Source organism: Marinobacter sp. ELB17 (genome assembly GCF_000169375.1).
Lineage (GTDB): Bacteria > Pseudomonadota > Gammaproteobacteria > Pseudomonadales > Oleiphilaceae > Marinobacter.
Map to the genome: position 1 here is coordinate 1 of NZ_AAXY01000026.1, position 21,924 is coordinate 21,924.

Sequence of the window (21,924 nt, forward strand, 5' to 3'; positions counted from 1 at the left end):
GCTCTGGATGGCAATGTCTGCCAGCTGCTCCGGGTTGGGGTCCGGATTTATGGCGCAGTCTCCGTAAACCACAACTGCTGCGGTAACAGCATGAAAAATACCGACGACACCACTTTGGCGTTGTTGTGGGTCTTGATCAGCTGTAGGGCAGGGCGCACGGTGTTGGCGGTGGTGTGGATAGCACCCGACACCAGACCGTCGGCTTCGTCCAACGCGACCATCATGGTGCCTAAAACCACATTGTCTTCGAGCATGCTTTCCGCCATTTCGGCTGAAGTGCCTTTGTGTTTTCGCAATTCCACCATAGGCGCCACGTAGCGCTTGCGCACCTCAGACGGCTCGATAATTTCCAGATCGGGTGGTAACTCCATGCCCAGAGAAGCCGCTACGGCGCGTATCTCGGCGGCACTGCCGATCAGCGCGCAGCGCGCAAGCTGGCGCTGATGGCAGATGATCGCTGCCTGCACTGTGCGCGGCTCGTGGCCTTCCGGTAAAACAATGCGCTTGTTGGCGGCACGGGCGCGCTCAGAAAGCTGGTGGCGAAACGCCGGTGGCGACATACGGGTCTGGCGCGGCACCTTAAGGTGTTCCTGTAGCCAGTCGGTATCGATACGCGGCGCGATAAGGTTCATGGCAGTGTCGATCCGCTCCGGGTCGTCGATAGGGATAGACCTCGACAGGCCGGCCAGCATGTGAGCAGTTTCGTAGGTGTTGGTGGTGGTGCTAAGAACCGGCATGCCGGTTTCCATGGCCCGGCGACACAATTCGATGACTCTTTGGTCTGGTAGTAGACCGCCAGTGAGCAGAATCCCGGCCATGGGCACGCCATTCAGGGCCGCTACGGCGGCAGCCACAACGATATCTTCGCGGTCTCCGGGAGTCACCAAAAGGGTGCCAGACTTGAGGATTTCGGTCATATTGCTGATGGTGCGTGCGCAAACAGAAACACGGTGCACCCTGCGGGTCTGCATCTGGCCCTCGTGCAGCACGTCTACCTTCAGTTCGCGCGCTATGTCTGAAACCCTTGGTGCCAACAGGCTCGGTTCCCAAGGTATTTCGGCTAACAACCGATACTGCCCGCTACTAAATACGTTGCATTTGTTGCGGTAATCTTCAGGCGGTATCGCGGTGAGGGTTGTCATACCGGGTATTTTACGTTCTTTTGGCGCACCGATTTTGTTAAGAATGACGCCCAAAACGTCGGCTTCATTCTGCCCCGAAAACAGTCGTGCAGAAAAACCAAGTTGTTCGTCTAGCTCGATGGGGTTACAGCCTTTGGGTGACGTTAGCAAAATGATTTCAGAACCCAGGTTCCGCGCGACCTCGGCGTTCAGGCGGGTAATGTAGGTGCCATCCTGATCGGGTTCCAGGCCCTCTATAATCACCACGTCGACCGTGCACGCCACTTTTTGGTACTCGCCCACCACACGCTCAAGCAACAAGTCAGATTTGTTGTGATTGAGCGCGTGCTGTGCTTCTTTCAGGGTAATCGGTGTCGGCGGTTTAAGATGGCTGTGGGAGCGCACAAACTCGACGGAAGAGTCTTTGCCTTTATTGTGGGTTGCATCGGCTTGGTGCACCACCTGGCAAAACGGCTTATAAAAACCAACGCTGACACCGACCTGCTCCAGTGCTCGCAACAGGCCCAGGCACACAGACGTCAGGCCTGAATCTGTGGAGGTTGGTGCAATAAAAAGACTTTTTGCCATAGTTAAAAATTCCGCCGCTAGCGTTGTACAAATCGGTTAGTTGAGTTCAGCCAGGCGTGCTGCTTCGCCAGCGATGACCCTTTCTTCGTCGGTAGCAATCACCAGTATTGGGAATCGCGACTCTTTACAGTCAATTCGGCCATCACGATTGAGGCCATTATCATCATTATTTTGCTGATCAATGGCGAAGCCAAGCAGCCCCAGCTGATTGACGGTCTGCTGGCGTACACGGGCGCTGTTTTGGCCAATGCCACCGGTGAACACCAGGGCGTCAAGCCGGTTCAGCGATACCATCATGGCTGCGACATATTTGGCCAGACGGAAGCAGAACACATCAATGGCCAGTTGCGCTGACGGATCACCTTGGTCCGCCAGGTCGCTCAGGGTGCGCATGTCGTTGGTTTGCCCTGACAGCCCCAGAAGACCGCTGCTGTGGTTGAGTTCGTTGTGCAGTTGCTCGGCGCTCACGCCTTTGCTCTGCAAGTAATCAAACAGTCCGGGATCTACGTCCCCACTTCGGGTACCCATTACCAGCCCCTCCAGAGGTGTCAGGCCCATGCTGGTATCAACGCTTTTGCCATCGCGTATGGCGGTAATGCTGCAGCCGTTGCCCAGATGCGCGGAAATAATGGAGGTCTCAGCGGTGGATTGCTCCAGGCGGAGAGCTGCCTGTTGCAGCATGTAAGCGTGGCTGGTGCCGTGGAAGCCGTAGCGGCGAACGCCCCAGTCACGGTAGTAGTTCTGTGGCAGCGCGTAATGGAATGCGTGTTCCGGCAGGGTCTGGTGGAAAGCTGTATCAAACACCGCCACCTGAGGCACCAACGGAAACAGCTCGCGGGTTGCCATAATGCCTTCAACGTTAACCGGGTTGTGCAGTGGAGCTAGCAAATTACAGGCCTTTATAGCGACCAGCACTTCGTCGTCGATCAGTACCGCTTCGCGAAAGGTTTCACCACCATGAACAATCCTGTGGCCAATAGCCGCCGGTTGTTTCGGCATCAGGCCCTTTTTCTGCGCTGTATCCATCAGTACGGCCAGGGCTTCCTTGTGCGTGGTGTTGGGAGGCAGCCTGGTGACGTCGCGTTGCTTTCCAATGCGAAAGCGGGCATTGGGAGTGTTCAGTCGTCCTGCCAGCATCGAGGCAATCTTTTGTCGATCTTTGTCAAAAAGCGCAATTTTTAGCGAGGAGCTACCGCAGTTCACCACTAATAATGTGTTTTCCATAATTCTGGATTTCCAGTTTTTCAGATTCTTTAATGGCTTGTGTACGAATCCAACCACTGACTGAATTCAATAGCGGGTAGTGGTCGACTGTAAAAGTAGCCTTGGGCGCAATCGCAACCTGCCTTTTGCAGAAATTGGACCTGTTCTTCCTCTTCAACGCCTTCTGCAATCAGTCTGAGCCCCATGCTGTGTGCCATATTGATGATTGCACTGACAAGAACTGCGTCATCCGGGTCTTTCAGAATGTCTTGTACAAACGATTTATCAATTTTGAGTGTGTCAAACGGGAAGCTTTTCAAGTAACTGAGGGCGGAATAGCCGGTGCCAAAGTCGTCTACAGACAGGCGCACGCCGTGCTCGTCAAGCTCCTGTAAAATCTGGGCGGTTTCAATCGAGTTGTCCAGAATGAGGCGCTCGGTAATTTCCAGTTCCAGAAACTCGGCCGCCAGGCCGCTGGTAGACAATGCGTCCATCACAGAGGTAACAAAGCCTGCGGCGCGGAACTGTCGAGGTGAAACGTTCACCGAAATTCCAATATCGCGACCCAGTTGGTTTTTCCAAGTCACGGCATTTTGGCAGGCCTGCTGAATGACCCATTCACCAATAGCCGTTATAAGCCCGGTCTCTTCGGCCAGCGGAATGAAGCGGTCGGGCATGACCTGGCCAATTTCCGGATTGTTCCAGCGCAGTAAGGCCTCTGCTGCCAGCAGGTTGCCGTTAGAGGTGCTTACAATGGGTTGGTAAAATAACTCGAATTCTTCTTGTTGCAGAGCGCGCCGTAGGCGGGATTCAAGCTGAAGGCGTTCGTGGGATATTTCGCTCATCTCTGGCGAAAAGTGCACGTAGTCGCTTTTGCCTTTTCGTTTGGCTTGGTACATAGCCGCATCGGCGTGCTGCATCAGCTCGCCGCTGTTGTCAGAATCTGCTGGGAACGCCGCAATACCGATGCTGGTGGTGACGTATACCTCGTGACTGTTTAACTGATAAGGCATTGAAAAAGTTTTGAGTATGCGTTCGGCTACTTGAGACGACACCTCGGCGCTTTGCAGCCCCGGCAGAATAACCAAAAATTCATCGCCGCCCAGGCGGGCGACTGTGCTGCTGCCCCGCAGGCAGCTGGAAATGCGTCTGGCGGCTTCGATCAGCAGGGTGTCACCGGCATCGTGGCCGAGGGTATCGTTAACATGCTTGAAGTTGTCGAGGTCAAGAAACATCACTCCAACTTCGGTGCTTTCGCGCCGGGCTTGCGCCAGCGCGAGCTTTAGGCGGTCGAGTGCCAACATGCGATTTGGCAGTCCGGTCAGGATATCGTAATTTGCCTGGCGCAGTAGCTGGCGCTCATAGCGTTTCCGAATACTGATGTCTTCACCCAGAATGAGAAATCCGGTGGTATCTGCTTTTGCGTCCTTGATGGGCGTTACGATTAGCTGCTCCCAGAAGCGCTCGCCGTTGCGCCGGGCGCTGGTCACTTCGCCCTGCCAGACACCCACTCGCTGCACCTGCAGGCGAATGGACTTCCACAGTTTTTCGGCCTCCCGATTATCCGAGTTATCGCTGCCCAGTGACCCTGGGTGTTTGCCGATGATGGAGAGGGCACTGTGGCCTGTTAGTTGGCTGAATTTTTGATTAACAAATTCAATGTGCCATTGACGGTCGCAAATGATGACGGATGACGGGCTTTGCTCAATGGCCTGAGAAAATTTCTGGATTTCCAGAGCATCTTGCTCTTGGCGGGCGATGTCCTGATTCAGGCGCTCGCGCATTTGGTTAATCGCGTCGGTTACCTGGCCCAATTCGTCTTGACGTCGGCTGGGCGTATCAGGTCGATTCAGCGTTAGCGGGCGCTTCAGATTATGAATTGAAAATTCCCTGGCGTAATCCGCCATAGTGGTCAGATGTCGGGTAACAAAAAACCGGAAAATCCAGATAATAAGAATGGAAATAAACAGCGTTTGTAAAAATTGAGTGGCGAGAATAATGCCCACCCGCCTTTTCATGTCTTGATTTACCCGCGCAAGGTCAGCGGTAATGGTAAGTCGCCCTAGCTTGAACTCGTCGCCCTCAACATGAACCAGCTCAAAGCTGTGAACAATGGTGGCGACGTCGCGGGGGATTTCACCAATCACCAATTCAGAACTGGGCTCAATCGCAAGCCGTAAGTGGACAATGTCCGGGAGGCTGAGAATGCCTTCCAGCTGAATTTGCAAAAGCTTCTGATCGAGTGCCCACAGGCTTCGCGCCAGTCCTGAGCTGTCGCTGGATTCAACGGCCTGCATGCGTGCTGTGATTTGCGTAAGCTCTTTGCGGTAGTCCGAGTAAAGTTGAATGGCAGAAGAGATGAATGTAAATGCCAGGCTGAATATCAAGACCCAGGCCAGTAAACGCAAAGACAGCAGCGAGCGCTGACGAAGCAGGTTCAGGCGCCTAAAAAATGTTGTCATATCAGGGATCGGTTGCTCGCAAGTGGCCAGAATCTAGCGAAAGGTTGTAATGGACTATAGCAGCCAAAGTTTCGCGTTGTCTTGCCTTGGTCGGGGTTAGAGGGAAGAAAAATGCATGTGGGATCAACATGCAACGGCTTATTTTTTTAAGCCGCTGTAGGGCTTGATGTAGATCAACACGGGGGTATGCGGCAAGTCGTAACCTGAATTCAGATCGAAACACGAGAATTTAGGAGATTTGCCATGTATCTGGACACTGTTGTTATCGCTGGAATCGTAACTGTGCTGCTGATGGTGGCATTCTTTGTAGGGTTTGGCGTCTTTATTATGCGCGATCAAAAAGCCCATGGTCCTGACGTTATCAAAGTCGAGGGGAAGAAGGCCGACAAGCCAGTTTGATTAAGGTCGCGAGACCTGACAAGAGAAAATTAAGACGAGTTGTATAAAAAATCTCCGGAAACTTAGGCAGTTTGCGGAGATTTTTTATATTCCAGAACAAGGCAAAATAGGAAGAACGAATTGGCGTCCCCTAGGGGGTTCGAACCCCTGTTGCCGCCGTGAAAGGGCGGAGTCCTGGGCCACTAGACGAAGGGGACGCAACATATTCAACTACTTGCCTCATTGAGGTGGCGCATATAGTATGAGGCGACCTTGCCCGTGTCAACACTTTCTGCCGCTATTATTCAGTTTGCGATCGCATCCTTTAGTGCAGGCTCCAGATCCGTAAAACGGAATTCGAAACCCTCAGCCTGAAGTCTGGCGGGAATTGCGCGCTGCCCGGTCAGCAGCAGTCCGGACATTTCGCCCAACGCCAGCTTTAAGGCCACGGCGGGTGCCGGCAAAATCGTAGGGCGATGGAGCACACTACCCAAGGTTTTTGTAAATGTTGCATTGGTCACCGGAGACGGACTAACAACGTTGTATGCCCCCGATGCGGTCTCGGTAGTCAACATCCACAGCAAAGCCCCTACAACATCCTGTCGGTGCACCCAAGGCATGTACTGCTCGCCACTGCCAAGCTTGCCACCGACACCGAGTTTGAATGGCAGAATCATGCGTTGTAAAAAGCCGCCGTTGGGGCCCACCACGATTCCGGTTCGCGACAGGCAAACGCGCACACCCACATCAGCGAGCTCCATAGCGGTTTGTTCCCAGTCACTGCAGAGGCGATGGGTGAATTCGTTATGTGGAGGCGTCGCCTCGGTTACTTCAAGGCTACCCTGGGCGCCGTAAAAACCAACAGCGGATCCAGACACCATAACCTGCGGCGGTTGGAGCCAGGTTTTTGCCACATTAACCAGCTGTTGCGTAAGTTCAATACGGCTGTCGCGAATTGCTTGTTTGCGCGTCTCGCTCCAGCGCTTATCAGCAATGCCTTCGCCTGCCAGGTTGATAATGGCATCAAAGCCTTTATGGCCCCGCAATTTGGCCAAATCCGGCAGCGCCTCAACTCGACCGCATATAGCGCGCACATCTGCTGCACTCTGTCGGCTCAAAACCGTAATTTGGTCTCCGTTTGCGAGTAATTCGCGGCATAGAATCCGTCCGATAAAACCGGTGCCACCGGTCAGCAATATGTGTCTGCTCATGATGTTTCCATTCCTTGCATAGAAGGCCCCTTAGTGGTGAAGGGTGTCTGTTGCCTTGTTTACCGGGTACACTGTCGCATAGACAATTACTATGGCAACAACCTTAACAGGGTAATGTTGAATGTTCGATTGGAAAGACATTCTGGATTTCTGGTTTGGTGAGTTAGACAAAAATGGGCTGCCTGACCCGGTTCATAGTAATCGCTGGTTTCTGAGTAACCGAAAGTTCGATCAGGAAATCCGTAGGCGTTTTTTGTCGTTGGTATTGTTTGCCTCAGAGCAGGGTCTTGACCACTGGCAGAAAAAGGCTGGCGGCGTGCTCGCTGAAATTCTGTTGCTTGACCAGTTTTCGCGCAACATTTTTCGCGGCGGTGCTTTGGCATTTGAGCAGGATATTCTGGCTCGAAAGTTATGTAAGCAGGGTATGAGCAAAGGTTTTGACGTGTCGTTACCGGCCATTCAGCGGGGATTTTTTTATATGCCCTTGCAACACTCCGAACGGTTAGAAGATCAGTCACTTGCGATAGAGTGTTATGAACAGCTTACAGCATCCACCAGCGGCTTGTTGAAGGAGTTTATGGGCAGTTTTTTGCAATCAGCCCGTGAACACCAGGCAATAATCACGCGCTTCCGTCGTTTTCCGCATCGCAATAAAGCATTGGGGCGAACCAACACAAAGGAAGAGAGCGACTATTTGCTCAATGGAAAACGTTTTGGCCAGTAAGTTTATAACGTTGGTATTACCGGCTTTGTAAGTAACGGACTTTCCTCAATAGGAACGCTATGCACCAGGCAATCACCACTGCGCAATTTATTTATGATCTGATCGGGCGTCGAAGCCCGCTCAATGTCATTTTGTCGGCGATAAGTACAATGGTTGAAGAGCAGTTTCCCGATGCCATGGTGTCGGTGATGCTCTATTCGGCGCAGAATCGAACGCTGAGCTTGGTCGCCGGTGATGCTTTTAGCCAGAACTATCAGCAAGCAATGCGCGACATACCAATTGGTCCGGAGGTGGGTTCTTGCGGAGCTGCCGCCTATCTTCGCGAGATTGTGGTGTGTGAAGACCTATTAACCGATAGCCGCTGGGTAAGTTTTATCGACCTGGTGAAGTCGGAGAAAATCGCAGCCTGCTGGTCAGCACCGATCATTTCCCCCTCTGGTGAACTACTGGGAACCTTCGCCACCTATTACCGACACTGTAAATCGCCAGAATTGTCCGAAATCACCCTTATCCGCAAAGCGGCCGGCCTTGCCGCCCTTGCGATAGAGCACCATGCGGAAAGGGATCGCAGAGTGTCGAGTGAGCAGCGTTACCGGTCTCTGTTCAGCCAGCACCCTGATTGTGTCTTTGAGATTGGCCTTGATGGCCGCTTTGTGGACTGTAATCCGGCAGCGGAAGTCATCTCCGGTTATGGTCGCGATCAATTGGTCGGAGAGCATTTCAGCAAGGTGTTGTTACCCGAGTTTTACGACGTCGCTAATGAAGCGTTGATTTTGATGGCTGGAGGTGAGTCCCATAGTTACGAAATCGCTGGTTTGAACGCGTCGGGCGAAGCCATATTTGTAGACGTCATTAACCTGCCTATCGTCGTTGATGGCGACGTTAGGGGCGGTTATGGCATCGCCCGGGACATCAGCGAACGTAAAAAAGCTGAAGATCGTATGCGGTTGCTTGAACGCGGCATTGAGGCAAGTCCGAACGGCGTTGTGATGCTAGACGCGAGCGTGCAGGACTATCCAATGGTTTATGTGAACCCGGCATTCACTGAAATGTCAGGCTATCAGCCCAAGGAAGCTATCGGGAAGGGTTATTTGGTGCTCTTTGGAAAAGGCACTGCGCCGGAAGCGTTGCGCTTGATTCGGTCAGCGTTGGAGCATCAGGAAGAGTGTGAAATTACGCTTCTGTCCTACCGGAAAAATGGTTCCACCTTCTGGAAAAAACTGACAATAACTCCGGTCTACGATGGCCGTGGAGAGTGCACTCACTACATTGCGGCCCAGCAGGACGTTACGCGTCAACTGAAAAGTGAAGAGCTTCTTGACTATCAGGCTCGCCACGACCCTGTTACCGGATTGCCAAACCATCGGCTGTTTGAGGCGCACCTCAGTCAGGTATTTGTCCGTGCGCGCGGCAAGACCAGCGACATGGTGCTGTTGTATGTCGACCTTGACGATTTCAAGTCGCTGAACGAAAGTCTTGGCCGCCAAGTGGGGGATTTGTTGTTGGCGGTAGTCGCCGATCGCCTGCGCAATTTGTTAGCCAATGATGATGTGCTCACCCGTTTGGCAGCAGACGAATTTGTTATCATGCGGCCGGCCTTGCAAGCTGAGGCTGAAGTGAAGATGCTTGCCAGCCAAATGTTGACTTGCCTTGCGGAAGCCTATGACATAAAAGGCCAGCGCTTGAGTATCAGCGCCAGTATTGGCATTGCGTCAGATGACGGTTCAGTTGAGCAGCCAAAAGAACTCTTGGACAACGCCGCTCTGGCAGTGCGCGAAGCCAAACGCCAGGGCGGCAATACCTTTTGTTGGAACCATGGTGCAGCTTCTACCGCCGGCACCGAACAGGTGATTATGCGGTGTGAATTGATGGAAGCCATCGAAGCCCGGCAGTTTGTGGTGTATTACCAGCCTCTGGTGGAAGCTAAAACCGGCCGTTTGCGCAGCGCGGAAGCATTGGTGCGTTGGAATCATCCGGCTCGCGGACTGTTGCTGCCCGGGGCCTTTATTTCGTTGGCGGAACAGACCGGCCAAATCGTTGCTATCGGCCGCTGGGTATTGCATCAGGCATGCATGGATATGGCTCAGCGCTGGCGCCAAACGGGCCAAGCGGTGTCGATTGCGGTCAATATTTCGCCCTTACAGTTTCGTCGGCCAGAGTTCATCGATGACGTGCTCGCCGTGCTTGAAGCCAGCGGGTTACCGCCGGAATTGCTGGAGCTGGAAGTGACGGAGGGCGTGCTGCTTTCCGGTATCGATAAGGCGATCTCCATGCTCGAGAGTCTTCGTGACCTGGGAGTTCAGGTGGCTATTGATGATTTTGGTACCGGCTTTTCCAGCCTGAGCTACTTGCGCCAGCTACCCATTACCAAGGTAAAGCTGGACCGCAGCTTTATCATCGATGTCACAACCGATCGGGGCAGTGCCGCGATTGTACAAGGGGTGATTACCATGGCGCACCATCTTGGCCTGTTGGTCGTGGCCGAGGGCATAGAAACGGTTGAGCAGCAAAACTACCTGGCGGCCAGTGATTGCGATTTGCTGCAGGGGTTTTTGTATTCCAGACCCGTGCCGTTGGGCCAGTTTGCTCTGGGGCTGGAATACTGATTCGCTAAAATTACCTTACTGGTCGGGGGTGGCTGCCGTCTGGTTTAGCAGCTCGGGTTTTTTCAGCGCCCGCGCCAGCAGCTCCCGTTCTTGCGCCAGTACCAGCGCACATTGCTCAGCCATCTGCTCGCCGATGCCTTCTACCCTGCGCTCCAGAAATACCCGCAATTCGTCAGAAAACTCCAGCATTTTATCGCGTTCATCTGCTTCTTTTTTAGAAGTGAACAGCAGATTGTTGGGATCAGCCATTGCTTTCTCCTTGCCATCACGGTCGCTGAAGTAAAGCGTTTGTACGCCCATATATGTCTCCTTGCCGGGTGTTTAAACCGGTATCGACTGTTTTAAAATGAAAAAAACCTGACCAAGGCGAATGCAGCGATCAGTAAGTGTAGCAGCTTAGCACTGTTTATATATACAGTTCTAGTGGCACAGGCTGCGCCAGACGGTATATTGGTGTTAATGTTTCGCCTTTAATTTCACCAATCAGGCCATCACTATGCCAAGGTTCCTTCATACCGCCGACTGGCAAATAGGGCGCTACTTCAATCGTTTTGATACCGATAACAGCAGTGCACTGGCTGATGCGCGCTATGGCGCTATCGAACGCCTGGCGCAACTGGCGGTGGAGCATAACTGCGATGCCGTGTTGGTGGCCGGCGACGTTTTTGATGCGCAAGCCGTATCTGACCGCTGCATCCGCCGCACATTTAATGCGACCTCGGGTTTTAAAGGGCCTTGGGTAATGCTGCCGGGCAACCACGACGCAGCGCTGGCCGAAAGCGTGTGGACCCGCGCCCGGCGAATCAACGCGGTGCCAAACAACGTGCACCTTGCACTACAAAGCGGCGTTATAGAGTTACCACAGCAGAAAATTGCGGTATTGGCGGCGCCTTTGACCCAGCGCCACACCTACGATGATTTGACCGCGCCCTTTGATTCAATCAGCACCCCGCCGCAATGGCTGCGGGTGGGCCTGGCCCACGGCAGTGTGCAAGGTGTGTTGGCGGAAGACATTGACGCCACCAATCCGATTGCGGCCGATCGCAGCACAAGCGCCGCGCTGGATTACTTGGCGTTGGGTGATTGGCACGGCCTGAAACAGATCAATGAGAGAACCTGGTACAGCGGTACCCCGGAGCCTGAGCGCTTCCGTAATAATCAGCCGGGTTTTGCACTGTTGGTGACCGTGTCCGAACCTGGCGCTCTGCCTGAGGTGGAAGCACTCGAAACGGCACGCTATCACTGGCATCAATGGCAAGAAAAGTTGGTGGTAGAGACCGATATTGATGAGTTGCTGAAGCGTCTTGACGAGCTACCGGAAAGTTCCGTTTTGGATCTTAAGCTGGAAGGTAGCATCACCCTGGCGGGTGAGCAGCGTCTGGCGGATGCTTTGTCCCGCGCTGAGGCTCGTTATCGCAGCGTTACCTATGATCGCTCCCGTTTGTTGCTGGCGCCCACGGAGGAAGATCTGGCAGGATTGCAGGCCAGCGGCTACGTTGGTGATGTGCTTGAACAGCTGCAAACCCGGCAGAGTGGTGCCGAAGCGCAGACTGCCCGCGATGCCCTGGCCATACTCGCTAACCTGTTACTTGAAGCCCGCAAGGAGAAGCATCAATGAAACTTGAAAGTGTGCGGGTGGAACAGTTTAAACAGTTTAAAAAACCGTTTTTATTGAATGGGTTGAGTAACGGTATTAATGTTATTTCCGGGCCAAATGAGGCAGGTAAAAGCACGCTGGTGCGGGCAATCCGGGCGGCATTTTTTGAGCGCCATCGCTCCAAGTCGGCCGAAGATTTGCGGCCTTGGGGTGATTCATCGGCAGCACCCACCATCGAATTGGTGTTTCATCATAATGGTCAGAACTGGCAGTTGAACAAGAGCTTTCTGCAGCGTAAACGCTGTGACCTGTCGATACAGGGCACCACTTATAGTGGTGAGGAGGCAGAAGAAAAGCTGGCGCAGCTGTTGGGTTATCAGTTCCCCAAAAAAGGCGCGAGTAAAGAAGAGCACTGGGGTATCCCGGGGCTACTCTGGGTAGAACAGGGCAGTGGGCAGAATATTGAACAGGCCGTTGTGCATGCGGGTGATCATTTGCAATCGGCGCTGAACAGCCTGGTATCGGAAGTTGTCAGTGAGGGTGGTGATGGGTTGATTCACACCGTACGCCAGCAGCTTGGCGAACTGTTGACCGCAGGTGGCGCACCCAGGGGTGAATACAAGCAATTGCTGGCCGACGAGCTGCCCGGGCAGCAAGAGCTTGACGTGTTAGAAGGCCGCATAGATCAGTATCAAAATCAGGTAGACCGGCTCGCCAAGGTGGCGCGGGAATTTCACAAGATTGACCGTGAGCAACCCTGGATAAAGGTGCGTCAGGCTCTTGCTGAGGCCCAAGAGTGTTACCGACATATTGAGTCGTTACAGGGCCAGCAGCAAACGTTGAACCAGGCTTTGATCTCGGTACAACAACGAGCGGCACTGTTACAGCGCAACAAACAGCAGGTACAGGCAGATGGCAAACAGTTGCTGCAGCGCGAGCAAGAGCACAACACGGCGCAGCAGGCACTAAATGACGTACAAGCGTCCGCAGCCGGTTTGCATGCTGCTTTAGAACAGTGCCAGAGCCAGTATCGCGATGCGCTGGAGGTAGAGCGTCAGGCCGGGCTGTTGGAAACTCGGCAGCGACTGGAGCACAGCAGTGTCAGAGCAAAAACGCAGTTGCAGCAGTTGTCTGAGCGCAAATCACGGGCGGTAGAGTTACAGCAGGCCCTGGGCGAGAGCCGTAAGCTGACGGCACGGCATCAAATCAGCATAGCCGCCGTCGATCAGTTGCGCACAACTCAACGCCAGCTGGACGATACACGCCTGCGTTCCCAGGCAATTGCCACGCGAATTGAATGGCAACTGGAGGCTGGCCAACAGATCGAGTTGGGTCAGGATACGTTGCCGCATCAGGGCGAGCAATTGTTACTGAGCAGCACGCGCCTGCGAATTGCGGGTGTTGGCGAGTTTACAATTACCCCGGGTGGCGATGATTTGGCCCGCTGTCAGCGTCAGCTGGAACAGTTGCAGTTGGGCTTGGGTGAGCAGTTACTGACACTGGGTGTTGCAGACCTGGCGGCGGCAGAACAAACGCTGGTCGCTCAGGAGCGTGCGCAAGCGGACGTGTATCGATTGCTGGAATTATTGCAGTCGTTGGTGCCCGGGGGTTTGGCCAGTCTGGACAGCGACTATCAGGCCTTGAACGCGGAGCTTGAGCGTAACTACGCAGAAAAGGAGGCTTTGGCACCCGCTACGACATTGGCTCAAGGCTTGCCGGCTCAGGCTCAGGCGCAAGATCTGCGCAGTAAAGCTGAAAATCGGTTATCAGCAGCAGAGAAACGCTCCAGCGAACACGAAAAAGCGCTTTTGGCCGCATCCCATCGTTACCAGAACGCCGATCACGAGTGGCGCACGTTGCGCACCAGTCTGAACAGCGAGCAACGCCAGCAGGAAGTGATGCAGTTAGATAGCGATTTGACCGCAGTTGAGCAGGAGCAGGCGCGGCAACAGGAGCGTTTGACGCAGATGCTGGCGCAAATCGCCGCGGCGCGGCCGGAATTAGTGCAGCAGGATATTCAGCGCCTGGGAGCCAGCGCGGATCAGCTTGAGCAGGCTCAGCGAGGGCGCGAGCTTGAGTTGAAGGAGCTGCGGGCACGATTGGAGATCTGGGGTGCCGAAGGTCTGGAGGGGCAGCGTGGTCGTTGCCAGGCCGAACTGGAGCAAAACCGGCGCCGTTGTCAGCAACTGCAGCGCCGGGCAGAAGCGCTGCAGTTGCTGCTCGAGCTATTAACGGAAAAGCGCCAGGCGTTGACTCAGCGCTTGCAAGCGCCTTTACAAAGGCACCTGAATCATTACGTTACGGTGTTGTTTCCCGACGCTCAGCTGGAGGTAGACAGCCAATTGCTCCCGGGCCGTTTCACCCGCAACGGGGAAACCGGTCAGATGGCCGAACTCAGTTTTGGCGCCCGAGAGCAGATGGGGCTTATTAGCCGTTTGGCCTACGCCGATTTATTGAAAGAAGCCGGCAAGCCGACGTTAATCATTCTGGATGACTCGCTGGTACACAGCGATAGCGGTCGCTTGGACAGCATGAAACGAATTCTGTTTGACGCGGCGCAGCGCCATCAAATCTTGTTGTTTACCTGCCACCCAGATAACTGGCAGGACATGGGTTCAGAGACAATTAATCTGGAAGGGCTAAAGGCCAGGGCAGTGCTTTAACGATCCAAACGCGGGGGTCCTGATGATTATGTTGAAAAATTTCGCGTACGGCTGTTGACCCCGGATAAAACATCCGTATAATGCGGATCCGTTGTCAGGCAACAACTTACGACAACATCAGCGGGAATAGCTCAGTTGGTAGAGCGCAACCTTGCCAAGGTTGAGGTCGCGAGTTCGAATCTCGTTTCCCGCTCCAAATTTGAAAACCCGGTCTTGTAAAAGACCGGGTTTTTTTATGTTCGTTTTAACCACAGGGGCAAACACAAGGGTAATAGCGTTAGCGCTCGGCTATACTCTTGCGTCTTCTTTCATGCTGTCGGCCCGGAGACTTTCATGCGCGTGCATTCGCTGTTTCTGTATCCGGTCAAATCCCTTGCGGGTATTGCCGTGGACTCTTTTGAGCTGGACCAATTTGGCCCGGCCGGCGACCGGCGCTGGATGCTGGTTGACGACGAATGTCAGTTTGTAACCCAGCGTACAGTGCCACAGCTGGCATTGGTTCAGCCTTCGCTGGGTGCCGATGGCGGGGTTTCTATTACCCTACCAGGGCAACCGCTTATTGCGCTGCAAGCCAGTGGTGAGAACCTGTCTGTGCGAGTATGGCGCGATTGGGTTCAGGGCCAGGTGGGTTGTGATGCGGCCAATGGTGCCGTCAGTCGCTTTTGTGGGCTGTCTTTGCGCTTCGTATTCATGCCTTATAGCAGTTTTCGCCAAGTGCAGACCAATCTGGCAACAGAACGCCGGCGTGTGAGTTTTGCTGATGGCTATCCGTTGCTGGTTACCAATACGGCGTCACTGGTGGAGCTGAATGAACGCTTGGCGGTTTCGGTGGATATGCGTCATTTTCGCCCCAATATCGTGGTTGATGGCGCCGCTGCCTGGTCGGAAGACAACTGGCAGCCGTTACCATAGGCGAGGGCAGTTACCGGGTGCTTGACCCCTGTTCCCGCTGTGTAATGACCACTGTTAATCCAGATACCGGGGAAAAAGCCGCCTCGGTCCAGCCATTGCGGACGCTTGCGACTTATCGCCGCACCGCTGACGGCATCATGTTTGGAATGAACGCGATTCACGACTCGCCTTGCTGGCTGAGCGTGGGTGACTGCGTTATCGTGAATCAATCGGAGTAATAAACTACGTGCCTTTGTTAACGCTGGACGGGGTTTCCCTGTCGTTTGGAATGCAGCCGCTGTTGGATAATGCCTCATTGGTGATGGAGGCCGGTGAGCGGGTGTGCCTGTTGGGCCGCAACGGCGAGGGTAAGTCTACCCTGCTGAAAATCGTCAACGATGAAGTAACGCCAGACGGCGGCATCGTCCGCCTGGAAGACGGCGCGGTGCTGGCGGTGTTGCCACAGAATTTGCCCTCTGGCGATACCCGCACCGCCTACGATGTGGTTGCTGGCGCTTTTCCTGAAACCGGCGCACTGCTCATTGAATTCCACCACCTGACCCAACAGACAGACGAAAAGAGCCTGAATCAAATGATGAAGGTGCAGGAGCGTCTGGAGGCTTTGGACGGCTGGCGCCTGGACCAAAAAGTCACCAGCATGCTGGCGCAGTACGGCGTAGATCCCGATCGTACGCTGGATACTCTGTCGGGTGGCTGGCAGCGCCGGGTTCTGCTGGCGCGGTCGCTGGTGGCCGAGCCGGACATTCTGCTGCTTGATGAGCCTACCAACCACCTGGACGTGCCCGCTATTGCCTGGCTGGAAGACGCTCTCACCCAGTTCCGTGGTGCCATCCTGTTTGTGAGCCACGACCGTGCGTTTATTCGCCGAATGGCCACCCGGGTGGTGGAGCTGGATCGCGGTCAGCTGGTCAGCTTTGCCGCCAGTTACGATCGATATCTGGATTTGAAAGAAAAAGCCCTGGAAGAAGAGGAGCGTCACGCAGCCCTGTTTGATAAGCGCCTGAAGCAGGAAGAAACCTGGATTCGCCAGGGCATCAAAGCTCGCCGTACTCGCAATATGGGCCGGGTGAGGGCACTTAAAGCGATGCGTGAAGAGCATCGCCAGCGCCGGGTGCGCGGTGGCACGGCCACTTTTGCGGTGGAAGACGCTGCTCGCTCCGGCAAGCTGGTGGCCGAAGCCCTGGGCGCTGGTTTTGCTTATCCGGGCCATCCCGCGGTTATTCGTGACATGAACCTGACCATTCTGCGCGGTGACAAAATTGGCCTGGTGGGTGAAAACGGCACCGGCAAAACCACGTTGGTGCGCCTGCTGCTGGGCGACCTGGAAGCCACTGAAGGCAGCATTCGACGCGGTACAAACCTGGAAGTGGCCTATTTTGACCAGCTGCGAGGCGAACTCGATTTAACTCGAAATGCGATTGATAATCTGTCGGAAGGCCGCGAATTTATTGATATTAATGGCCAGAGCAAACATGTTATGGGGTATCTGCAGGACTTCCTGTTTACCCCGGAGCGGGCACGGTCGCCTGTCAGTGTGTTCTCCGGTGGCGAACGCGCCCGCTTACTGCTTGCCAAGCTGTTCAGCAAGCCCGCCAACGTGCTGGTGCTGGACGAGCCCACCAACGATCTGGATGTTGAAACTCTGGAGCTGTTGGAAGAGCAGCTGTCGGAGTTTCGCGGCACGGTGATTGTGATTAGCCACGATAGGGAATTCCTCGACAACGTGGTCACCGAAACGCTGTTTCTGGACGGTACTGGCCAGGTGCACGAGTTTGTTGGGGGCTATACCGACTGGCGCCGCCAGGGCGGCCAATTTCCAGCCGAAAAAACCGGCAGCCGGCCCGACAGGCAGCGCGACAAGCAGCAAAAGCCGGAAAGTAAGAGCAAGAGTAAGCCAGCTGCGCAATCCGGGACCAAGCCGACAGCGGCAAAAATCAGTTATAAGTTGAAACTGGAGCTGGAGCAGCTGCCGAAAACCATTGAGCGCCTGGAGCAAGAGCAAGAGCAGCTGCAGGGCTCCATCGGTTCAGCGGACTTCTACGCTAATTCTGCGAACAAAGTTGATGAAACTCTGGCCCGGCTGACGGCGGTGGGAGCAGAGTTGGAGACCGCAATGGAGCGTTGGATGGAACTGGAGGAAATGACCGGGAAATGAGTCCGGCCATTTTCTAGCTGATTGCTTGCCGGAGTTTCGCCGGCAAGCAATCAGCTAATCACGGTCAGTCCTAAAAAATACGAACGGCCAGCACATCGCACTCAGTGCCGTGCAGCACTCCGTTTGCGGTAGAGCCAAGCAACAACTGAAAGCCTTTACGGCCATGACTGCCCACAACCACCAGGTCAATGGCGTGTTCTTTGACCAAGCGGTGTACTTCAGACTCAGGGCGGCCAACGGTCACCACCTGATTTTCCTTAGCAATGCCGTATTCTTCACCGTACTTGGTCAGCTGCTCGCGGGCAGCCTTGTCTAGCTGGTCCTGTAATTCGGTCAAATCCATCGGAATATCGCCACCATAGGCGTAGCCCACAGGCTCTACCACGTGTGCCAGGATAAGTTCAGCGCCTTGGCTAGTAGCCATCTCTTTTGCTTTGTCCAGGACTTGTGGCGCTTCTTCAGTTAAATCAATGGCAACCAGCAACCTCTTGTAAACAGACATGGCTTTATTACTCCGTGTGTTGCGAATGTAAGAACTCTTGATTATAGGATAGTATGGTTAAGCCCGGCGGAAAAGGGGCTAGGCTATGTTAGGTTTTTTTAGCAGAGCTCTTGGCTGCATTGAAGCCTTGCCATGTTTTGTTCAGAGTATGCCTGCGCAGTAACGATTGAAGTTGCCTGCGATGGGTCGCATTAAGAAAGAAATTGACAAACGGACGGTTTTTTCTCATCGTGTGGTCTCGATATTCAAACGGCTGTATGAATTTGAATTGAAGATCGGGCAGCGGCCGCAGTGGTTAAAGGTTCGCTGCACCTGCAGTCGGGATCTTGCAAGTGAATGTGCAAGCACACCGGCGCACAAAACAGTTTCAATCACAGACTGGAGATCAGTTGATGATTTACGAAGGTAAAGCCATCACGGTTAAAGAGATCGAAGGCGGAATCGCCCAGTTGAACTTTGACTTGCAAGGCGAGTCTGTCAACAAATTCAACCGTCTTACCCTAGAAGAACTCCGTAATGCGACAAAAATACTGACGTCACGGACGGATCTGAAGGGTCTTGTTGTTACCAGTTCCAAAGACAGCTTTATTGTTGGCGCAGACATCACCGAATTTAAAGATTTGTTTTCCGGCCCGGAAGACGAACTGGTGGCCAACAACTTAAGCGCCAATGAAATTTTTAGTGCCATTGAAGACCTGCCATTCCCCACGGTTACCGCCATCAACGGTATTGCGTTGGGCGGCGGTTTTGAAATGTGCCTCGCCACCGATTACCGGGTTATGGCACCAAAAGCCAAAGTGGGCCTACCGGAAACCAAGTTGGGCATCTTCCCGGGCTTTGGCGGCACCGTGCGCCTGTCACGCCTGATTGGCGTAGATAACGCGGTTGAGTGGATCAGTGGTGCGACCGAAAATCGCGCAGACGTCGCTCTCAAGGTGGGTGCGGTCGATGCGATTGTTGAACCGGATAAGCTGGTTGACGCTGCGCTGAGCATTATTCACCAGGTGAACAACGGCAAGCTCGACAATTTGGCGCGCCGTGAAGAAAAGAAAGGCAAAATAAAGCTGAATGTCATGGAAAGCATGATGGCGTTCGAGATTTCAAAAGCTTTTGTGGGTGCCAAGGCCGGGAAAAACTACCCGGCGCCGGTTGAAGCGATCAAGGTGATGCAGAAGCACGCCGGTATGACTCGCGACAAGGCCATTGAGGTAGAAGCCAAGGGCTTCGCCAAAATGGCGAAAACGGACGTTTCTGCAAGTCTGATCGGCCTATTTCTGAATGACCAAGAACTCAAGCACAAGGCGAAACGCTGGGCCAAAGACGCTGCCGATGTAAAACTGGCAGCGGTCCTGGGTGCAGGCATTATGGGTGGCGGCGTGGCGTATCAGTCTGCGCTTAAAGGCACGCCCATCATCATGAAAGACATCAATCCCGAAGGCATCGCCCTGGGCCTGAAAGAAGCCAAGAAGCTTCTGCTCAAGCGCATTGACAAGGGACGCATGAAACCGGATCAGATGGCGGACGTGCTGAACAGCATCACCCCGGCGCTAAACTACGGCGATTTCAAGAACGTAGACTTGGTTGTTGAAGCAGTTGTTGAGAATCCGAAAGTGAAAGATACGGTTCTGCGCGAGGTTGAAGGCCAGGTTCGTGAAGACACCATTCTGACGTCTAACACCTCGACCATCTCTATCGACCTGTTGGCAAAGAATCTCAAACGCCCGGAAAACTTCTGTGGCATGCACTTCTTTAACCCAGTGCACATGATGCCCCTGGTCGAGGTTATCCGCGGTAAGAAAACCAGCGATCGTGCCATTGCGACCACCGTGGCTTATGCCACTGCCATGGGTAAAACGCCCGTAGTGGTTAACGACTGCCCGGGCTTTCTGGTCAACCGGGTGCTGTTTCCGTACTTCGGTGGCTTTATTGGACTGGTACGTGACGGCGCCGACTTTCAGAAAGTCGATAAGGTGATGGAAAAGTTTGGCTGGCCCATGGGGCCGGCGTATCTGCTGGATGTGGTCGGCATGGACACCGGCAAACACGCTGGCGAAGTGATGGCTGAAGGCTTCCCTGATCGGATGAAGCACGAAGGCACCACCGCCATCGACGTGATGTTTGATAATAAGCGTTACGGCCAAAAAAATGAGAAGGGCTTTTACCGCTACGAGCTAGACCGCAAGGGCAAGCAGCAAAAAGTGGTCGACGAAGAATCCTACAAACTGCTGAAGCCGGTTGTTCAGGGTGATAAAGAGTTTGAAGACGATGAAATCATCGCGCGGATGATGATCCCGCTGTGTCTGGAAACCGTTCGTTGCCTGGAAGACGGCATTGTAGAAAGCCCGGCTGACGCCGATATGGGCCTGATCTACGGTATTGGCTTCCCTCCGTTCCGCGGTGGCGCACTGCGCTACATCGACCAGATTGGCGTGGACAAGTTTGTGGAGCTGGCTGACAAATACGCAGATCTTGGGCCGCTGTATCAGCCTACCGACAAGCTGCGTGAAATGGCAAAAAACGGCCAGACCTTCTTTGCTTAACCCTGAACGAGATTTTCGAACGGAGAAAGATCTATGAGCCTTAATCCGAGAGACGTTGTCGTCATCGATTGCGTGCGGACTCCGATGGGCCGCGCCAAAAACGGCTGTTTCCGCAATGTACGTGCAGAAACCCTGTCGGCAACCCTGATCGACGCACTGTTCGAGCGCAATCCCAAGCTCGATCCGAAAGAAGTAGAAGACGTAATCTGGGGCTGTGTGAACCAGACCCGCGAGCAGGGCTTTAACGTAGCACGCCACATTTCCCTGCTGACAAAAGTACCCCACGAAGCCGGTGCCCAGACGGTAAACCGTCTGTGTGGTTCGGCCATGAGTGCGATTCACACCGCGGCCCAAGCGATCATGACCGGCAACGGTGACATGTTCGTGGTGGGTGGTGTAGAGCACATGGGTCACATTGGTATGACCGACGGGTTTGATCACAACCCGGCGGCGTCTAAGTACACGGCCAAAGCCTCTAACATGATGGGCCTGACAGCAGAAATGCTGGCCAAGATGCACGGCATCACCCGTCAGCAACAGGACGAATTCGGAGCGCGTTCCCATCGCCTGGCGCAGGAAGCCACCGATGAGGGCCGTTTCAAGAACGAAATCGTCCCTATAGAAGGGCACGATGAGAACGGTTTTAAAGTGCTGATTGAGCACGACGAAACCATTCGTCCGGAAACTACCGTTGAGTCATTGGGCCAATTGCGCCCGGCGTTTGATCCGAAAAACGGCACAGTAACAGCCGGTACGTCATCACAGCTCACCGACGGTGCAGCGGCGATGGTGTTGATGTCGGCTGAGCGTGCCCAAGCCCTTGGCCTGAAGCCTATAGCGCGGATTGTGAGCATGGCGGTAGCGGGCGTTGACCCGGCCATTATGGGCTATGGCCCGGTACCTGCGACCAAGAAAGCGCTCAAGCGTGCCGGCCTGAAAATCGAAGATATCGATTTTTGGGAGCTGAACGAAGCCTTTTCCGGGCAGTCCTTGCCGGTGTTGAAAGATCTCAAGCTGATGGGTGTCGTGGATCAGAAAGTGAATCTTAACGGCGGCGCTATTGCACTTGGCCATCCGCTAGGCTGCTCTGGTGCGCGCATTTCAACCACGCTGTTGAATATCATGCAGGCCAACGGCGGTAAATATGGTGTGTCCACCATGTGTATCGGCTTGGGCCAGGGTATATCGACGGTGTGGGAGCGGCTGTGATTCCCTGCGGAACCTAGCTGACGTTTAACAACAAGGCCCGGCAACTCGCCGGG

The 21,924-nt window shown here is 54.2% G+C and carries 12 protein-coding genes, 2 tRNA genes and 3 pseudogenes; 10 read left to right on the forward strand and 7 right to left on the reverse strand.

Going from position 1 to position 21,924, the window contains the following annotated elements:
• The 3 genes and pseudogenes from pta to MELB17_RS18895 all read right to left on the reverse strand — a co-directional run.
• A pseudogene (gene pta / locus MELB17_RS18885) lies at positions 1 to 1,709 on the reverse strand (phosphate acetyltransferase); the annotation flags it as partial.
• A gap of 36 nt (positions 1,710 to 1,745) precedes the next feature.
• Positions 1,746 to 2,933 carry an acetate/propionate family kinase gene (locus MELB17_RS18890; protein WP_007351937.1) on the reverse strand — a complete coding sequence of 396 codons (1,188 nt, stop codon included), beginning with the start codon at positions 2,931 to 2,933 and terminating at the stop codon, positions 1,746 to 1,748.
• A gap of 29 nt (positions 2,934 to 2,962) precedes the next feature.
• Positions 2,963 to 5,374: an EAL domain-containing protein gene (locus MELB17_RS18895; RefSeq protein WP_007351938.1), complete on the reverse strand. Its 2,412-nt coding sequence runs from the start codon at positions 5,372 to 5,374 to the stop codon at positions 2,963 to 2,965.
• 243 nt (positions 5,375 to 5,617) lie between these two features.
• Here MELB17_RS18895 and ccoM point away from each other — a divergent pair.
• Positions 5,618 to 5,728, forward strand: a pseudogene (ccoM, locus tag MELB17_RS26375) (cytochrome c oxidase subunit CcoM); the annotation flags it as partial.
• A 166-nt stretch (positions 5,729 to 5,894) separates the two neighbouring features.
• Here ccoM and MELB17_RS18900 read toward each other — a convergent pair.
• A tRNA-Glu gene (locus MELB17_RS18900) sits at positions 5,895 to 5,970 on the reverse strand.
• An 87-nt stretch (positions 5,971 to 6,057) separates the two neighbouring features.
• Complete coding sequence (locus tag MELB17_RS18905; protein ID WP_007351940.1) at positions 6,058 to 6,963, reverse strand: TIGR01777 family oxidoreductase; 906 nt, start codon at positions 6,961 to 6,963, stop codon at positions 6,058 to 6,060.
• Between the two features lie 121 nt (positions 6,964 to 7,084).
• On the opposite strand from MELB17_RS18905, the gene MELB17_RS18910 reads away from it, so the two are divergent.
• Together MELB17_RS18910 and MELB17_RS18915 are read left to right on the forward strand one after the other, a co-directional pair.
• Positions 7,085 to 7,687, forward strand: coding sequence for a DUF924 family protein (locus tag MELB17_RS18910; protein ID WP_007351941.1), 603 nt, complete (start codon positions 7,085 to 7,087; stop codon positions 7,685 to 7,687).
• Between the two features lie 59 nt (positions 7,688 to 7,746).
• A complete protein-coding gene (locus MELB17_RS18915) occupies positions 7,747 to 10,293 on the forward strand; it encodes an EAL domain-containing protein (protein ID WP_007351942.1) in 2,547 nt (848 codons plus the stop codon).
• A 15-nt stretch (positions 10,294 to 10,308) separates the two neighbouring features.
• Here the strand turns inward: MELB17_RS18915 and MELB17_RS18920 are convergent, their stop codons facing one another.
• Positions 10,309 to 10,593: a YebG family protein gene (locus MELB17_RS18920; protein ID WP_007351943.1), complete on the reverse strand. Its 285-nt coding sequence runs from the start codon at positions 10,591 to 10,593 to the stop codon at positions 10,309 to 10,311.
• A gap of 196 nt (positions 10,594 to 10,789) precedes the next feature.
• Between MELB17_RS18920 and MELB17_RS18925 the strand changes: the two genes are divergently transcribed.
• The 5 genes and pseudogenes from MELB17_RS18925 (at position 10,790) to MELB17_RS18945 (ending at position 17,620) form a co-directional block, all read left to right on the forward strand.
• Positions 10,790 to 11,911 carry a metallophosphoesterase family protein gene (locus MELB17_RS18925; RefSeq protein ID WP_007351944.1) on the forward strand — a complete coding sequence of 374 codons (1,122 nt, stop codon included), beginning with the start codon at positions 10,790 to 10,792 and terminating at the stop codon, positions 11,909 to 11,911.
• Complete coding sequence (locus MELB17_RS18930) at positions 11,908 to 14,553, forward strand: AAA family ATPase (protein WP_007351945.1); 2,646 nt, start codon at positions 11,908 to 11,910, stop codon at positions 14,551 to 14,553. Before MELB17_RS18925 ends, MELB17_RS18930 begins: the two co-directional genes overlap by 4 nt.
• Positions 14,554 to 14,673: 120 nt before the next feature.
• Positions 14,674 to 14,749 (forward strand) — tRNA-Gly (locus MELB17_RS18935).
• A 137-nt stretch (positions 14,750 to 14,886) separates the two neighbouring features.
• Positions 14,887 to 15,683 (forward strand): annotated as a pseudogene (locus MELB17_RS18940) (MOSC domain-containing protein).
• 8 nt (positions 15,684 to 15,691) lie between these two features.
• Positions 15,692 to 17,620 (forward strand): ATP-binding cassette domain-containing protein, encoded by a 1,929-nt coding sequence (locus MELB17_RS18945; RefSeq protein WP_007351948.1) that lies wholly within the window; start codon positions 15,692 to 15,694, stop codon positions 17,618 to 17,620.
• A 70-nt stretch (positions 17,621 to 17,690) separates the two neighbouring features.
• On the opposite strand, the gene MELB17_RS18950 is transcribed toward MELB17_RS18945, so the two are convergent.
• The gene (locus MELB17_RS18950) at positions 17,691 to 18,122 is read right to left on the reverse strand and encodes a universal stress protein (protein WP_007351949.1); all 432 of its coding nucleotides are present in this window, start codon (positions 18,120 to 18,122) and stop codon (positions 17,691 to 17,693) included.
• Positions 18,123 to 18,514: 392 nt separating this feature from the next.
• Between MELB17_RS18950 and fadB the strand changes: the two genes are divergently transcribed.
• Both fadB and fadA read left to right on the forward strand, forming a co-directional pair.
• Positions 18,515 to 20,662 (forward strand): fatty acid oxidation complex subunit alpha FadB, encoded by a 2,148-nt coding sequence (gene fadB, locus MELB17_RS18955; protein ID WP_007351950.1) that lies wholly within the window; start codon positions 18,515 to 18,517, stop codon positions 20,660 to 20,662.
• 33 nt (positions 20,663 to 20,695) lie between these two features.
• Positions 20,696 to 21,871, forward strand: a complete 1,176-nt coding sequence (gene fadA / locus MELB17_RS18960; RefSeq protein ID WP_007351951.1) for an acetyl-CoA C-acyltransferase FadA — start codon at positions 20,696 to 20,698, stop codon at positions 21,869 to 21,871.
• The last annotated feature ends 53 nt before the right edge of the window (positions 21,872 to 21,924 follow it).

Coding starts and splice junctions, on each gene's coding strand:
- MELB17_RS18890 (WP_007351937.1), bottom strand. CDS start 2,933: ATGGAAAACACATTATTAGTGGTGAACTGCGGTAGCTCCTCGCTAAAA.
- MELB17_RS18895 (WP_007351938.1), bottom strand. CDS start 5,374: ATGACAACATTTTTTAGGCGCCTGAACCTGCTTCGTCAGCGCTCGCTG.
- MELB17_RS18905 (WP_007351940.1), bottom strand. CDS start 6,963: ATGAGCAGACACATATTGCTGACCGGTGGCACCGGTTTTATCGGACGG.
- MELB17_RS18910 (WP_007351941.1), top strand. CDS start 7,085: ATGTTCGATTGGAAAGACATTCTGGATTTCTGGTTTGGTGAGTTAGAC.
- MELB17_RS18915 (WP_007351942.1), top strand. CDS start 7,747: ATGCACCAGGCAATCACCACTGCGCAATTTATTTATGATCTGATCGGG.
- MELB17_RS18920 (WP_007351943.1), bottom strand. CDS start 10,593: ATGGGCGTACAAACGCTTTACTTCAGCGACCGTGATGGCAAGGAGAAA.
- MELB17_RS18925 (WP_007351944.1), top strand. CDS start 10,790: ATGCCAAGGTTCCTTCATACCGCCGACTGGCAAATAGGGCGCTACTTC.
- MELB17_RS18930 (WP_007351945.1), top strand. CDS start 11,908: ATGAAACTTGAAAGTGTGCGGGTGGAACAGTTTAAACAGTTTAAAAAA.
- MELB17_RS18950 (WP_007351949.1), bottom strand. CDS start 18,122: ATGTCTGTTTACAAGAGGTTGCTGGTTGCCATTGATTTAACTGAAGAA.
- fadB (WP_007351950.1), top strand. CDS start 18,515: ATGATTTACGAAGGTAAAGCCATCACGGTTAAAGAGATCGAAGGCGGA.
- fadA (WP_007351951.1), top strand. CDS start 20,696: ATGAGCCTTAATCCGAGAGACGTTGTCGTCATCGATTGCGTGCGGACT.